Genomic DNA, 14,813 nt, shown 5'->3' with positions numbered 1-14,813 from the left:
ACCGCCTTCGTCGGGCTGGACCCAAGAGACCATCAGTCCGGCAGTTCCGTAAACCGTCGAGCCCACATCAGCAGGGTCGGCAACCCCAGGGTCCGCGCCGTCCTCTACATGTGCGCCCTGTCCGCCAGACGCCATAATCCCGTCCTGAAGGCCTTTGCCGACAGGCTGATGGAAAACGGCAAGGCACCAAAAGCAATCCTCGTCGCCGTCGCCAGAAAGCTCTTGGTCATCGCCTACGGCGTCCTGAAAACACGCACACCCTTCAAACCCGCTTGACTGCAAACACGGTATCTTGATCGTGACCGATCCAGGGAAATTTTGCGCTCCCTCAGGCGCCGGGCGGGCGCATCCGCGCCCTTAGCTACGCGCCACGTGGCGCGGGTCGGCGGTCGCCGCCCTCCAATCCGCCAAGGGTCAAACCCTCGGCGGATTGGTATAATATAATGGCCGCCAGCAGCAGCCGGTCTCACCCGCGCGTGGCGGCGAAGCGCGCTTCCATCGCGTCCCACAGCACCGATTCGAGGGCAGAGCCATCCAGCTTGTTGATCTCCTGGATGCCGGTCGGGCTGGTGACATTGATTTCTGTCAGATAATCCCCGATCACGTCGATCCCGACAAAGATCAGCCCCTGCTGACGCAGGGTCGGCCCGATCGCTTCACAGATTTCCTGTTCCCGGCGGGTCAGCACGGTCTTGCCGGCACTGCCACCGGCATGAAAATTGGCCCGCGCCTCCCCTTCCTGCGGGATGCGGGAAACCGCGCCCGCCGGCTTGCCGTCGATCAGGATGATGCGCTTATCGCCCTGGCGGATTTCCGGCAGATATTTCTGCACGATCACCGGCTCGCGATAGAGCTGGGTGAAGGTTTCCAGCAGCGCACCCAGATTCTCATCATCCGGCTTCACGTGAAACACACCGGCCCCGCCATTGCCGAACAGGGGCTTGACGATGATGTCCTTCCATTCCGCGCGGGCGGCCAGCACTTCCTCTTTGGAAGAGGTGATGACGGTCGGCGGCATCAATTCGGGAAAATGGGTGACGAACAGCTTTTCCGGCGCGTTGCGCACGGAGGCCGGGTCATTCACCACCAGGGTCTTGGGGTGGATATGTTCCAGCAGATGGGTGGCGGTGATATAGGCCATGTCAAAGGGCGGGTCCTGGCGCATCAGCACCAGATCCATGGTCGACAGGTCGATGATCTCCGACGTGCCGAGAGTGAAATGATCACCCCGCACCCGCCGCACCGATACCGGGCTGACACGGGCGAACAGCTTATTGCCGCGCAGGGCCAGATCGCGCGGATGGTAATGCCACAATTCATGGCCACGCCGCTGCGCTTCCAGCGCCATCATGAAGGTGCTGTCAGTGTCGATATTGATGGACTGGATCGGGTCCATCTGAATGGCGACCTTCAGGGTCATGGCATCACGTCTCTTTCCGGGCGAAGCAGGCTGTTGGCAAAGAATGAAGCGGGAAAGCGGGCCGGACGCCGTGCGCCCGGTCACAGGGATCAGTTCAACCGCGTCCGAAGCTGCTGGATCAAGTGCGCCGTATGTTGAAGCAGTTGGTCGGAAGCCCCCCGGCGACGGCCGGTTTCCATGAAATTCTCAAAGGCGCGGATGGCTTGGCCCAGGTGGCCCAGATGGGCATGCAGCAGCCCCGCCTCCCGCCAGAGCGGCGGCAGATCGGGGGCGAACAGCAGCATATTCTCCACGACTGCCAGGGCCTGTTCCGGCAGATCGGCGCCCAGATGGCGGAGTTTCAGATTGTTTTGCAGCCGGACCAATATGTCCCGGTTTGAAACGGGTGCGTAATGATCCGGGCTCAGCTCCGCTTCCAGCCCGGCGGTCTGTTTCAGCAATTCCCGCAGGGTCTGTGGCTCGCACACCGTACCACCGGCAAACGGGTCCAGAATGGCACGGTGGCCATCATGGACCAGCCGGATCAGGAAATGGCCGGGAAAGCCCAGCCCCTGCACCAGCCAGCCCTGGGCGCGTGCCATATGGATCATCAGGATGCCCAGCGTCACCGGCAGGCCGCGCCGCCGGTCGATCACCCGGATCAGGTTGGCATTCTGCAGGTCGGCATAGGTTTCGGTATCGCCCTGGTAGCCATGCTGCTCCGTCAGCACGGCCCCCAGCAGGGCGATGCGGTCAGCCAGATCAAGCGGTGCCGCCGCTGCCGCCACCCGCGCCGCCAGATCAGCGGCCAGTTGCGCCAGATGGGCGCGATAGGGGGCGAGATCGGGCACCGGATTATCCAGCACCGCCAGGGCAAGGGCCGCTTCGGCCACGTCGATGGCATCATCCTCGACAGTGCCGATAAGGCGCAGAAGGTCCAGGGCCTGTTGGCGCATCGTCACGGGCGGATACAAGCTCCCCTGCAACTCGGCCATCGCGGATCGATGGGCCGAAGGTCGTGCGAAAGACGCCTCCCCCATAGCGCAGCCGGGGCAGAAGTGTCGAGCAGGAAGCGCATCACCCTGATCAGCCTGTTGCCCCGCTACCCCTTTCTCCCGTAAAAGACAATCATTCCGATATACGGATCGGGCAATGGTCAGGAAACAAGGTGCAGGCCGGCCAGATGAACAATGATGCCTCGCGGGACAAGGTGGAAAGCCGCGTTCGCCAGACGCCGAAAAGTATTGCCACCCACGCCCGTATCCTGGAGGCGGCGATACGCTGCTTTCAGGAAATCGGCTACCACCGCACCACCACATCAGAGATCGCGAAGCAGGCACGGGTGACACGGGGGGCGGTGCAATATTACTTCCCCACCACGCCGTCAGTGCTGCATGGCACGGTGGACCACATCACCCACCGCGTGATCACAGAGTTCGAGACCATCGCCCGCAAGCTGCCGACACAGGGGGGCGAGGCGTTGGAACAGGGGATCGACGCCCTGTGGAACGCCGCCCACCATCCGCTGCTGGTGGTATGGAAGGAACTGGATGCCGCGGCCCGCACCGATCCTGAACTGCGTCCGATCATGGAAGCCGCCAAGCAGGAATTCGCCCGCCGCTGGGAAGAGGCGGCGAAATCCATCTATGGCAGCTTCCTGGAAGCCGACCCGGTGAAGTTTGAGATGGGGCACCATCTGACCTGGCAGTTCCTGCAGGCGCTGGCCGTGCTGCCTGCCGCTGAGCCAGTCGAGGCTCCTGCCCTGAAACAGCGCCTGCTGGCGGAGTTCAAGCGGCTGATCCAAAATTATTGGGGATTGCCCGCCAGCGCTTGAGGCATTGCCGCTTCATCCCGCGGCACGATCCATGAAGCTGGCCATCTCGATATCCAGGGCAGAAATGCCGCCGGCATCATGGGTGGTCAATGTCACATCCACAGTGCCATAGACATTGAACCATTCCGGATGGTGGTCGCGCTTTTCCGCCAGCAGGGCCACGCGCGTCATGAAGGCAAAAGCCCGGTTGAAATCCGCAAAGCTGAAGCGGCGGGTGATGGCCAGCCCATCGGCCCGGACCTGCCAGCCCGGCAAGCCCGCCAAGGCCTGATCCAATGCCGCCTGATCCAGCCGCACCGGCTTTTGACGCTCATTTGCCATTTCATCCTCGCCTGACAATCCCCATTTCTCCCCGATAGGTGGCCTGACGCGCCGCACCCGTCAAGCGGCCTCTCTCAAGGCCCCCTTCCCCTTTCGCCGCAATCAGGCAGGTGTCATGACATCACTGCGCCGTTTCACCACCGCCCCCTCCCTTGCCGAGATGGAGGCCATCGCCGACCGTGCGGCCGCTTCCATCCCGGAAGCCCTGCGCCAGCATGTGCGCAATGTGCTGATCCGGGTGGAAGATTTCCCCGACGAAGAGACGGAAAGGGAGATGGGGCTGGAAAGCCCGTTTGACCTGCTGGGCCTCTACCAGGGGGTGGGCATGCCCTGGCAAAGCGTCACCCACCCAAGGCTGGAACCGGACCTGATCTTCCTCTATCGCCGGCCGATCCTGGATTACTGGTGCGAAACGGGAGAAGACCTGACCCATCTGGTGCGCCACGTCCTGATCCATGAGATCGGCCACCATTTCGGCTTCAGCGATGACGATATGGAGGCGCTGGAGGGTGCCAGCGACCAGCAGACGGATGAATAGAGCCAGCAGGCTACAAACAGTTACTGGCAAGATATACAGCGGATCGGCGGCTGGTTGCGTATCCCGCCCATTATTCTTCTGACCCGCGCATGTTTTGGATTGAACAGGTCATATGCCTTGGCATATTGATATATGCGGATGGCGGCCCTGAATGGCGCCATCCGCCAATCCCCCCTTGCCAAGGGAGACCTGTTTTGCCGCCACGTTCCAAGAGATTTACCGGTTCTGGCCTGCCAGAAGGCAGCAGCACCCTGCTCATCCGCAATGTCACCGTTCTGGGCAAGCGCACCAGCCTGCGCATGGAACCGGAAATGTGGGACGCCCTGGCCGATGTGGCTGATCGGGAAAAGCATTCCGTCCACGATATCTGTAACCGGATCGTGGAATCCAAGCCGTCCGCCGCGTCGCTGACGGCAGCAATCCGGGTTTTTCTGGTCAATTATTATCGCATGTCTTCCACGGAAGACGGGCACCGCAAGGCCGGGCATGGCCAGGGGGATGTTGATATTATCGACATCGCCTTGAATACGCTTTTGAAGAAAGCTGCCTGATCACTCCCGACCGGTACGACCAAACCGTGAATTACGCATAATCACGCCTTGGATCTGCGGCGCACGGCGGCTCTCGCCGCCGTGCCAACGCCCGGTGAGTGTTTTTCATGGGGAGTTGGTATTTTCCCCCTCCCATTCCGGCCAGCGGTGACGCACGGCCTCGCTGCCGCTGATCAGCGCGTGGCAGGTATTGATCACCGGCGGACGGGGATAGGGGGGAAGCGCTTCGCCGCGCGCACGGGCGGCAGTTCGGCTGGCCTGCCGCTCCTGATCCAGCAGGGGGCCGATGGTCTGGAAGGCCGATGTCGCCACCGGCCCCAGCAATTCCACCAGATGGGTGCAGCCCTGGACACCGCCCAGCCGTTCCTTGACGGCAGCGGTCCAGCCGCTGGCGATGCGCAGCCCGATCAGACGCTGAAAATTGGGCAGGATGGCCGGACAGACAGGGAATGGCGCATGGTCGGTGGCCACATCCACCGCCCGCACTTCCAGCCGGTCGTCCACCGTCAGCCTGATCCACATCTCATGCACCGGCTCTCCCGGCGGGACGACGCCACGGCTTTGATTTTCAAACGGATAGTCACGCCGGTCCAGCAGATGCCCCTCGATATCCCATAAGCCATCCGCCCGGCGATACCCGGTACAGGTAATATCGCGCCGATGGATCTGCTGGCGCGGGGCGGCGGGCGGGGGAAGCGGCATGGGGGTCTCCGGCAGTGGGGTCGGGCGATGGTGGCGACCCTTGCCAGGGCCGGTCAAGCCTCCCATGCGGTGGGGAGCCTTCGCCGCCATGGCAAATCGGGTTACATCAAGACCTGATGATTGCCGGCCCCGGCCCCTATCCTGGAGAAGGTTCCCATGCGTCCCACCGACCGTATCTTCGTCGCGCTCGACATGCCGGAGGTGGAAGGCGCCCGCGCGATGGCGAAAAACCTGTCCGGGCTGGTCGGGGGCGTGAAACTGGGGCTGGAATTTTTCATGGCGCAGGGGCCGGCTGGCATCCGCGCCGCCATGGAAGGCACCGACCTGCCCCTGTTCCTGGATGTGAAGCTGCATGACATCCCCAACACCGTGGCCGGTGCCGTGCGCAGCGTCGCCCCCCTGGCCCCCGCCTTCCTGACCGTGCATGCCAGCGGCGGGCCGGACATGCTGCGCGCCGCTGCCGATGCCGCCGCGGACGAGGCCGCCCGGCTGGGTATTGCGCGCATGCGCATCCTGGCCGTCACCGTCCTGACCAGCCTGGGGGAGGATGATCTGGCCGCCATCGGCCAGCGCGGCCCCGCCGCCGATCAGGTGCGCCGTCTGGCCGCCATGGCGCAGGCCAGCGGCGTGGATGGGGTCGTCTGCTCCCCGGCGGAGGTGGCGCTGCTGCGCGCCGATCTGCCGGCCGATTTCACCCTGATGATCCCCGGCATCCGGCCAAGCTGGGCCGCCAAGGGCGACCAGAAGCGGGTGATGAGCCCGGCAGAGGCCGTCGCCGCCGGGGCTGACCGGCTGGTGATCGGCCGCCCGATCACGGCCGATCCTGACCCCCGCGCCGCCGCCCAGCGCATCGCGGCGGAGCTGGGCGCATGAAAATCCAGTCAAAAATCTGCGGTATCAACCATCCCGACGCGCTGAACGCAGCGCTGCAGGGCGGGGCGCGCTATATTGGCCTCGTCTTCTTCCCCCGTTCCCCCCGCCATGTGGAAATTGGCACAGCGGCGGAGCTGGCGCGCATGGTGGGAACCGGTACCCGCACCGTGGGCCTGTTCGTCGATCCGACGGACGCGCTGCTGGAGGATGTGCGGGGCCATGTGCCCCTGGACATGATCCAGCTTCACGGCCAGGAGACGCCGGAACGGGTGGCCGCCATCCGCGCCCAGCACGGGCTGCCGGTAATGAAGGCGGTGAAGGTCGCCAGCGCCGCCGACCTGGATGCCGCCGCAGCCTATCAGCCGGTTGTCGATCTACTGCTGTTCGATGCTAAGCCGCCAGCGGATTTGAAGGACGCGCTGCCCGGCGGCAATGGCCTGTCTTTTGACTGGTCGCTGCTGGCGGGCCGGCGCTGGGACAAGCCCTGGATGCTGTCCGGCGGGCTGGACCCGGAGAATGTCGCCGCCGCCATCGCCGCCACCGGCGCCAGGGCTGTGGATGTCTCCTCCGGGGTGGAGGAACGGCCGGGCGTGAAAAGCGTGGCCCGTATCCAGGCTTTCCTGGCCGCTGTGGATGCCGCCGGCACCAAGGATCGGCCAGAGCCATGACAACCACCCCGCCGCCCGGCTGCAGCGCTGCCCGCCTGGGTCCGCCCGGCCTGTGGCTGCGTGCCCGCCGGGTGGAAGATGCCGACGCGATGACGGCGATGACCGCGCTGCCCCTGGTGCGGCACGGCACGCTGCGCCCGCCCTTCCCCGACCCGGCAGCCACACGCGCCTGGCTGGAAAAGGCATCGCGCGACGATCTGGCCATCGTGGCCTTGCTGGGTGGGGAACTGGTCGGTTCCGCCGATCTGACACGGGCAGGTGGCCGCCGGCGCCATTGCGCCAGCCTGGGCATCGCCGTGCATGATGCCCATCAGGGCAAGGGGATTGGCGCTGCCCTGCTGGATGCGCTGCTGGACGCCGCCGACCGGTGGCTGGATATAAGGCGGGTGGAACTGACCGTCTTTGCCGATAATCACCGCGCCATCGCGCTTTATCAGCGGTTTGGTTTCCAGGAGGAAGGGCGGATGCCTGATTATGCCTTCCGCGACGGCCGCTATGTGGAAACCGTCGCCATGGGCCGCCTGCGCGGTCCCCTGACAGGGGACTGATCCCGCCGGCACGTCAGTGTCCGCTCCGCACAAGTATCAGAACCCCGCCCCCGGCCGGGCCAGATATTCCTGCTCCTCTGGCGTGCTGTCGCGACCCAGGAGGGGGTTGCGGTGGGGGAAGCGGCCGAATTCCGCGATCACCACCAGATGGCGGCAGGCATAATCCAGATAGACCGGGTTTGTCGTGCGCCCTGCGAACAGACGCACCGCCGTCCGTTGTTCCTCCATCGCCTCCGCATGCTCGAAAGGCAGATAGAAAAAGGCGCGCCGGTCTTCCGTCATGGGCAGGTCCATGCCGGCAGCCACCGCTTTCCTGGCCACATCCAGGGCCGCCGCATCGGTGGCGAAGGCCCGCGCCGTACCCCGGAAGATGTTGCGCGGCACCTGATCCAGCAGGATGCACAGGGCCAGCGCCCCGTCGCCATCACCGGCCCAGCCCGCAAGATCGCCGGATGCCGCCTGTTCATGCAGGGCGCCCAGCCGTTCCGCCACCAGCCGGTCAAAAGCCTCCTCGCCATTGAACCAGGCGGCAGGCCCGGCCTGCGGGCCGAACCAGAAATCCAGGACCATCGCGCTATCGGCAGCCATCCACCATCTCCTTCATCCTATCTTCCGTGATGATGAACAGGTTGGTATGGCGCCAGCGTTTTTCACCCCTGGACCGGAAACATCATGAAGCGGCGATGCGCCGGCGCAGTTCCTCCAGGCAATCCTCCCGGCCAGGACGATAATCACGCGCCGCCCACCATCCTTCCACACCGGCCAGCAAAAGCCCCACCCCCGGCCCTGGCGGCACGCCCAGCGCCAGCGCGTCACGGCCTTTCAACGGAAACTCGACCCGCACCCAGCAGGCCGCTTCCGCCAGTGCTTCCAGCAGATAGGGGGCTGGGGTGCCGCGATCAGCCGCCGCGATCAGCAGCAGGTCGCGGAACAGGTCCGCCCCCAGTTTCTGCAGCGCATGCCGGCGGCTGACCGGGGTCAGGTCGGGATGGACATCAACAGTGGGCACCACCAGGGCGGCCAGCCGCTCCCGCTGTGCGACCGACAGTTTCAGCCGGACCGCCACATCGACCGCCGCCACCGGACTGTGCGGCAGCAGCACGGCCAGATGCGCCATCGGGTCTGCCTCCCCCACCAGCCATTCCAGCCGGTCCAGTGCCTCCAGCCGGTTGACATGGGTGGCTTGGGGCAGGATCTGCGCCACGACCCCCGCCGACAGCATCAACCGCCAGGTTTCCGCTGCGCGGTCCTGCTGCAAAAGGCGCAGCACCTCCTGCGCCACCCGCTCCCCCGACAGGCCGGGCAGCAGCGGTGCCAGGGCAGTGCAGGCCGCCAGCCCGACGGCCTCCGGCGCCCCCTGGCCGAAACGGGCATGGAAGCGGAAGAAGCGCAGGATGCGCAGCACATCCTCCACGATGCGCTGATGGGCATCACCGATGAACCGGACGCGGCCCGCCTCCAGATCGGCGCGACCGCCGAACGGGTCGTAAAGCTCCCCCTCCGGGGTCAGCGACATGGCATTGATGGTAAAATCGCGCCGGCTGGCATCGGCCCGCCAATCATCGGTGAACACCACTTTGGCGTGACGGCCATCGGTTTCCACGTCCCGGCGCAGGGTCGTTATCTCAAACGGTACATGGTCCACGATCGCCGTGACCGTGCCATGGTCGATCCCGGTCGGCACTACGCGGATGCCATCCTGCTTCATCCGCCGCATCACCTCATCCGGGGGCAGCGGGGTGGCAATGTCGATATCGGCGGCCTGGATGCCCAGCAGCGCATCGCGCACACAACCACCGATGAAGCGCGCCTCCTGCCCCGACCGCATCAGCACCTGCATCACGCGGCGCGCCGGCTCCCCGGCCATGGCGCCAATGGGCGATGCCGACAGGGCCCTCTCCGGTGGGGGGGAAGCCACTTCCATGGCTCAGCCCTTCAGGCCGAAAAATTCCAACTGCCAGACCATTTCCGTTTCCGACATCGGGTAATCTTCGCCATTGCGGGCATTCAGGACGGATGTTGGCGGTATATTGGCCAGACGCAACTGGATCTGGCGACAGAAGCGCATGGACAGCTTGGCCCGCCAGCACAGGGCCGCCACGCCCCGCGCGCTCTGCCCGCCGATGATCTTATCCACGATTTCCGCCGGTGCATTGCCACGAAGCGCCAGCGCCGCCAGCACAAAGCCGCGGTCACCCTGGGTCAGGGCGTTGGACACGGCCTCCTCGTCCAGCTTGCCGGCGTCATGCAGTTTGCGGGCCCGGTCCGCCGGCCGCTCGCGGGTGGCCTCCTCATCCTCGTCGGCAATGCCCAACGGTTCCGCCCCGGCAAAGGGGGCGGGGGCCGGGCGCGGTGTCACCTTTTCCGCCACAGCGGCGCGGACGGCATCGCGCACCGTGGCCGGCAGGTCGCTCCGGCTTTCCAGCACCTTCACCAACTGGTCATTGACGAAACCCGCGATGCGCGCCGCTGCCCGCGGCGGCAGGGCGGGACGGCGCACCAGGGGCGCGTGCCAGGGCTCAAACCGGGGGGCCAGATCAACGATCCGGTCCAGCGTCTCCTCCCGGATCTGGGCGGAACCATTGCCCAGCAAGGCCGCCACCGCCGCCTCATTCTCCGTCCGCGCCACGGCGGCAGAAAGGGGGCCGGACAGTCCGGCGCGCTGCGCAATCGCCACCAGCCGCTCATCCGCCGGCTGGCCATTGATGATGTCCAGCAGGTCATCATCGGTCAGGATGGGGGAATGGCGCAGCACCGGCCCGCAGACCGACAATTCCAGGTCACGGGCCAGTTGCTGGATGATATGGGCCGGGGCACCGGCCTGATCCTTCAGTGCTTCCGCCACAACGCGGCGGACGGCAACCGCCTGATCGCGCGCCAATGTCTCCACAATATCCAGGGTCATGCGCTCGATCTGCCCCACCCGGTCAGCAGTCAGGGTCGGGACCAGGGCCGCAATCTTGGCCGCCAGCCCGCTGCGCACCTGTTCATCCGGGTCGCGGGACAGGATCAGGTCGGCATGGCGCGGGGTGGCATTGTTGCGGGCAATTTCCCGCCGCACCTCGGCACTGGCATCATTGGCCAGGAAGAACAGGATTTCCGGCTGGGTGTCGGTGCGGCTGGCCACGGTCCGGCGGTCGCCCGGATCGGTACTGGCGGCCAGACGCTTTGCTTCCTCGTAATCCAATATCGTCGTCTGTCGGTTCGTCATGACCTTCCGGCCTTACCCTTCCACTCCTGGGCGGTCATCAAAAGCGGGCGCCAGGGCCCGATGGCCCTTGCCCATGCGCTTGGCGCCATACATGCCCTGATCGCCACGATCCACCAGCCCCTGGGCGATCTCTCCCGACCCGCCGCGATAGACAGCGACACCGATTGAGACGCCCAGCGGTTTGTCCGGGCCAGCCGACAGCGGGCGCAGCATTTCCGCCGCTTCCCGCAGCAGCCGGTCGGCCACGGCCATGGCCTGCTGCTCGTCCACCCGGTCGATCCAGAGCGCGAATTCATCCCCGCCCAGCCGGCCGGGCAGATCGGCAGGACGCGCCAGCCGCGCCAGCAAATCACCCACGGCGCGCAACACATCGTCGCCCGCACCATGTCCCAGCTTGTCATTCACGGCCTTGAAATTGTCGAGGTCGAAATAAAGCAGGGCCGACCCGCCGCCCCTCTGCTTCTCCAGCCGCTGTTCCAGCATCTCCATGAAGGTGCGGCGGTTGAACAGGCCGGTGAGGCCATCGCGCTCCGACAGGGTTTTCAGCCGTTCCTGGTAACGGGCCTGGGCCACCGCCACCCCCACCTGATCGGCGATGGCCTGCAGCATGGACCAATCATCCTCCACCCAGGGCTGGGCACGGTCACGCCAGGCCAGGACCACACCATTCACCTCATGCCGGAACAGGGTGCGGCGGGCCAGCAGGCAATAATCCGCCATCTCCGTCGTCAAGGGCCCGGCTGAACCGGCAGCCGCTTCCAGGAAGGCGGGAAGATGCGCGATGATATCCGGCGGCATTTTCCCTTGGCCCGCCGCTTCGGCAAAGGCATCGCCGGCACAGGCGAACAGGCGGGACCCCGCGGCACCAATGGCATTCACCGCTACACCGGCGGCAATCTCCAGCGTTTTGCCGGGATCAACATCATCGCGGGTGGAGGAGACGATATAGCCCAGATATTTTTCCCGCAGGCGAACCTGGGCCAGTTCCATGCCCTTGATCCGCGCTTCGGTGATATCCCGGCAGGCACCACGCGCGCCGATCCATTCCCCTTCTGGCCCCAGCAGCGGCACCGCGGAAGAGATCAGGCAGGCGCCCTGCCCGTCACGGGCCCGCAGCCACACTTCCGTGCGTTCAATCGGCACACCTGTATCGAAGGGCAGCGGCTGGTCGACAAAATCATCCAGCACAAATTCCGACGGGTGGCGGCCCACCAGTTCCTCGGCGCGATAACCGATGGCGCCGGCGGCGGAGACAAAGACGAAGCGCCCGTCCGGTCCCACTTCCCAGGCGAAGTCAGAGGAAATATCGACCAGATCTTTGTAACGCTGCCGCGATTCCGTCAATGCGTGGCGCAGGCGCCGTTCCAGCGTCACATCACGGCCCAGGCACAGGACCAGGGCACCTGGCAGCAAAGCGGCGGTAAATTCCACCACCCCAGGCCCATGGCCAGTTTCAACCGGTACCGACCGCGTTGCCTCCCCACTAGACCCGCCAGCCGCCACCCAACGGGTCAAATCCACCATCCAGCCATCATGCAGGCCGGCCAGTGTCTGGGCAGCCGCATTGGCAGCCAGCACCTGACCTTCAGCGGTCAGGCACAGGGCCGGACCGGGCCAGCCATCCAGCAACGACGGCAAAGAGCCAGTCGCAGCGGCAGGATCAGGCACCGTATCAAGGGAAACAGGCACGGTTAATGGGTTCTCCCAATGGGCTTCGCGCCCTAAAGTCGTAACGCAGTCCCGGCTTGCGGTCTACCGGGCTTGCGGTGCGGCACGTTCCATCACATCTTGGCAGCCATGACCAAGATTGATCCTTCCGCCGCCCCGGCCCCCCGTGCGCCCGCTGCCGTGTCCCCGACCCTGCCGGCGCCTGACCATTTTGCCCATATCGATACCTGGATCTTCGATCTGGACAACACGCTCTATCCGGCAAGCTGCAACCTGTTTGCCCAGGTGGATGTGCGCATCACCGATTTCATCGCCAATACGCTGGGGATGGATAAGGAGACAGCGCGCACCAAGCAGAAGGATTATTACCTGCGCTACGGCACCTCGCTGCGCGGGATGATGATCGACCATGGCATGGACCCGGCGGAATTCCTGGACTATGTCCATGATATCGACGTATCGCCGGTTCAGCCCAGCCAGGCGCTGGCCAACGCGATTGGCGCCCTGCCGGGACGCAAGCTGATTTATACCAACGGCTCCGTCCGCCACGCGGAAAATGTGATGACCCGGCTGGGCGTGGCCACGCATTTCCAGGGTATCTTCGATATTGTCGCCGCCGATTATGTGCCCAAACCCGACCCCCGCCCCTATACGGAGATGGTCGCCCGGTTTGGCGTGGACGCGCCCCGCGCGGTGTTTGTGGAAGATCTGCATCGCAATCTGGCCCCTGCCGCCGCCATGGGCATGACCACGGTCTGGATCCGGGGGGAAAGCGAATTTTCCCATCCTGAACATCTGGGCACGCCGCAGCCGGTGCCGCACAATCCCGGCCCCCATGTCCATCATGTGATCGACGATCTGGAGCGCTGGCTGGTGGACCTGTCCGGCCGGCTGTAACCGGTCGGGCCGGCCCCCCCACCCTCATCCGGCGAACCGGGACAGGAGCAGCCGCGCCTCCGGCGTCAGGGCATAGAAGGCGACCCCCATCCGGTCGCCCCGCCGCCAGGCGACAATGCCCTCGCCTTCCACCTTCAGCCCGTCCATCACCAGGGCAAAGCCGAACCGGTCCTGCGGCGCCAGCAGTCCCCGGTACCCGATAACGCACATACCCGTTGCGCCAATGTCCGCCAGGGCCATGGCCTGCCCATTCAGCATGACCGTCAGGCCGGTGGCGGATTGACGCGCCGCCCGTCGCCGGTCCCGGCCAAACAGCCGGGCCAGCCAGGAAGGCCGGGATGCGGGCGGCACCACATCAGGGGGTGGGGGATTGACCGTCATCACCATGACCGGGCTTGTCTCACTGTCTCACCTGCCAGACTCTCATATACCGGGGTCCTGGCAAACCGACACCGACGCCACATATCCATAAGGGGTAGTCGGCGACCGGGGCATGGCCATGCGGCGGCTTGCACGTTTGACTTAAGGGGCCCCCTTTGCCCACACTGGCACCTGCCCGATGGATAGTGTGAGCCCGGACCCCGCCATGCCTGATGCCCTGCCCCCAACCGATCTTGCCGACCGGCTGCGCCGGGGGGACCGCCGGGCGCTGGCGCAGGCCATCACTCTGGTGGAAAGCACGCGGCCCGACCATCGCGCCCAGGCCGCCGATTTGCTGGCAGCATTGCTGCCCCATACGGGGAGAGCCGTGCGGATCGGCATTTCCGGCGTGCCCGGCGTGGGTAAATCCACCTTCATTGAGGCGTTCGGCCTGCATGTGATCGGCCAGGGCCATAAGGTGGCCGTGCTGGCCATCGACCCGACCAGCCAGCGCACCGGCGGGTCCATCCTGGGCGACAAGACGCGGATGGAGCTGTTGTCGCGCAACCCGCTGGCCTTCATCCGGCCCTCACCGGCGGGTGGCACCCTGGGCGGCGTCGCCCGCCGCACGCGGGAAGCGATGCTGCTGGTGGAGGCCGCCGGTTTTGATGTGGTGATCGTTGAGACGGTGGGGGTGGGCCAGTCGGAAACGGCAGTAGCCGATATGGTGGACCTGTTCCTGCTGCTGCTGCCGCCCGCCGGCGGGGATGAACTGCAGGGCATCAAGAAGGGCATTGTGGAACTGGCCGACCTGATCGTGGTCAACAAGGCCGATGGCGATCTGGCCGCCGCCGCCCGCCATGCGGAGGCGGAATATCGCCATGCCCTGTCCATGCTGCGCCCCACCAACCCGTCCTGGCGTGTGCCGGTCCTGTCCTGTTCCGCCCTGTTGCAACAGGGCATCGACCGGATATGGCAGATGATCGGCACCTATCGCGACACGCTGGGGGCCAATGGCGACATCACCCGCCGCCGGGCCGATCAGGCCCGTGCCTGGATGTGGAGCGAGATCCAGGACAATCTGCTGGACGCTTTCCGCCGCGACCCCGCCGTGCGGGCGGAGTTGCCAGGGCTGGAAAAGGCCGCCGCAGCCGGCACCACCACACCGGGCGCCGCAGCCCGGCGCCTGCTGGACCTGTTCCGTCCGTGAACGGCCAAACGGTTTTCCAACCGCGGGCCATGG

18 protein-coding genes are annotated in these 14,813 nt (G+C 65.5%); 9 read left to right on the top strand and 9 right to left on the bottom strand.

From position 1 onward, the window contains the following. Nucleotides 1-276, top strand: a 276-nt coding sequence (locus G473_RS0107305; protein WP_029012566.1) for an IS110 family transposase, incomplete at its 5' end; no start/stop codon positions are given. A gap of 190 nt (nt 277-466) precedes the next feature. On the opposite strand, the gene gshB is transcribed toward G473_RS0107305, so the two are convergent. After that, entirely contained in the window at nt 467-1,420 is a 954-nt protein-coding gene (gshB, locus tag G473_RS0107300; RefSeq protein ID WP_029012565.1) for a glutathione synthase, read from the bottom strand. 89 nt (nt 1,421-1,509) lie between these two features. Next, nucleotides 1,510-2,355 (bottom strand): SirB1 family protein, encoded by an 846-nt coding sequence (locus tag G473_RS0107295; protein WP_035705547.1) that lies wholly within the window; start codon nt 2,353-2,355, stop codon nt 1,510-1,512. Nucleotides 2,356-2,582: 227 nt separating this feature from the next. On the opposite strand from G473_RS0107295, the gene G473_RS29080 reads away from it, so the two are divergent. Next, nucleotides 2,583-3,233, top strand: a complete 651-nt coding sequence (locus G473_RS29080) for a TetR/AcrR family transcriptional regulator (protein ID WP_154667290.1) — start codon at nt 2,583-2,585, stop codon at nt 3,231-3,233. A 12-nt stretch (nt 3,234-3,245) separates the two neighbouring features. Here the strand turns inward: G473_RS29080 and G473_RS0107285 are convergent, their stop codons facing one another. After that, entirely contained in the window at nt 3,246-3,554 is a 309-nt protein-coding gene (locus G473_RS0107285) for a 4a-hydroxytetrahydrobiopterin dehydratase (RefSeq protein ID WP_029012563.1), read from the bottom strand. Between the two features lie 115 nt (nt 3,555-3,669). Here G473_RS0107285 and G473_RS0107280 point away from each other — a divergent pair, with 115 nt between their 5' ends. Beyond that, on the top strand, nt 3,670-4,092 hold the full coding sequence (locus tag G473_RS0107280; RefSeq protein ID WP_029012562.1) for a metallopeptidase family protein: 423 nt from the start codon (nt 3,670-3,672) through the stop codon (nt 4,090-4,092). A 194-nt stretch (nt 4,093-4,286) separates the two neighbouring features. Then, a complete protein-coding gene (locus G473_RS25580) occupies nt 4,287-4,643 on the top strand; it encodes a ribbon-helix-helix domain-containing protein (protein WP_051329961.1) in 357 nt (118 codons plus the stop codon). Between the two features lie 105 nt (nt 4,644-4,748). Here the strand turns inward: G473_RS25580 and G473_RS0107270 are convergent, their stop codons facing one another. Then, nucleotides 4,749-5,345: a DUF2889 domain-containing protein gene (locus G473_RS0107270; protein WP_029012561.1), complete on the bottom strand. Its 597-nt coding sequence runs from the start codon at nt 5,343-5,345 to the stop codon at nt 4,749-4,751. Between the two features lie 156 nt (nt 5,346-5,501). On the opposite strand from G473_RS0107270, the gene pyrF reads away from it, so the two are divergent. The 3 genes from pyrF to G473_RS0107255 are packed head-to-tail and all read left to right on the top strand — an operon-like array spanning nt 5,502 to nt 7,434. Then, nucleotides 5,502-6,218 (top strand): orotidine-5'-phosphate decarboxylase, encoded by a 717-nt coding sequence (pyrF, locus tag G473_RS0107265; RefSeq protein WP_029012560.1) that lies wholly within the window; start codon nt 5,502-5,504, stop codon nt 6,216-6,218. Then, on the top strand, nt 6,215-6,886 hold the full coding sequence (locus tag G473_RS0107260) for a phosphoribosylanthranilate isomerase (protein ID WP_029012559.1): 672 nt from the start codon (nt 6,215-6,217) through the stop codon (nt 6,884-6,886). Before pyrF ends, G473_RS0107260 begins: the two co-directional genes overlap by 4 nt. Beyond that, entirely contained in the window at nt 6,883-7,434 is a 552-nt protein-coding gene (locus G473_RS0107255) for a GNAT family N-acetyltransferase (RefSeq protein WP_029012558.1), read from the top strand. The genes G473_RS0107260 and G473_RS0107255 overlap by 4 nt, the downstream gene beginning before the upstream one ends. Before the next feature lie 36 nt (nt 7,435-7,470). Here G473_RS0107255 and G473_RS0107250 read toward each other — a convergent pair whose 3' ends face one another. The 4 genes from G473_RS0107250 to G473_RS0107235 form a co-directional block, all read right to left on the bottom strand. Continuing rightward, entirely contained in the window at nt 7,471-8,022 is a 552-nt protein-coding gene (locus tag G473_RS0107250) for a DUF924 family protein (protein ID WP_029012557.1), read from the bottom strand. A gap of 82 nt (nt 8,023-8,104) precedes the next feature. Further along, complete coding sequence (locus tag G473_RS0107245; protein ID WP_051329960.1) at nt 8,105-9,358, bottom strand: CCA tRNA nucleotidyltransferase; 1,254 nt, start codon at nt 9,356-9,358, stop codon at nt 8,105-8,107. Nucleotides 9,359-9,361: 3 nt separating this feature from the next. Next, the gene (locus tag G473_RS0107240; RefSeq protein WP_029012555.1) at nt 9,362-10,645 is read right to left on the bottom strand and encodes a DUF2336 domain-containing protein; all 1,284 of its coding nucleotides are present in this window, start codon (nt 10,643-10,645) and stop codon (nt 9,362-9,364) included. A gap of 12 nt (nt 10,646-10,657) precedes the next feature. Further along, nucleotides 10,658-12,334 (bottom strand): sensor domain-containing diguanylate cyclase, encoded by a 1,677-nt coding sequence (locus G473_RS0107235; RefSeq protein WP_029012554.1) that lies wholly within the window; start codon nt 12,332-12,334, stop codon nt 10,658-10,660. A gap of 108 nt (nt 12,335-12,442) precedes the next feature. Here G473_RS0107235 and G473_RS0107230 point away from each other — a divergent pair, with 108 nt between their 5' ends. Then, a complete protein-coding gene (locus G473_RS0107230; RefSeq protein WP_035705541.1) occupies nt 12,443-13,210 on the top strand; it encodes a pyrimidine 5'-nucleotidase in 768 nt (255 codons plus the stop codon). A 24-nt stretch (nt 13,211-13,234) separates the two neighbouring features. Here G473_RS0107230 and G473_RS0107225 read toward each other — a convergent pair whose 3' ends face one another. Beyond that, a complete protein-coding gene (locus tag G473_RS0107225; protein ID WP_154667289.1) occupies nt 13,235-13,591 on the bottom strand; it encodes a PilZ domain-containing protein in 357 nt (118 codons plus the stop codon). Between the two features lie 205 nt (nt 13,592-13,796). Between G473_RS0107225 and meaB the strand changes: the two genes are divergently transcribed. Next, on the top strand, nt 13,797-14,780 hold the full coding sequence (gene meaB / locus G473_RS0107220; protein WP_029012551.1) for a methylmalonyl Co-A mutase-associated GTPase MeaB: 984 nt from the start codon (nt 13,797-13,799) through the stop codon (nt 14,778-14,780). Nucleotides 14,781-14,813 lie beyond the last annotated feature (33 nt).

The organism is Niveispirillum irakense DSM 11586 (assembly GCF_000429645.1).
GTDB classification, from domain to species: Bacteria; Pseudomonadota; Alphaproteobacteria; order Azospirillales; family Azospirillaceae; genus Niveispirillum; species Niveispirillum irakense.
Note: the sequence above shows the minus strand (reverse complement) of the source record. Positions and strands in the feature narration are given on the sequence as shown.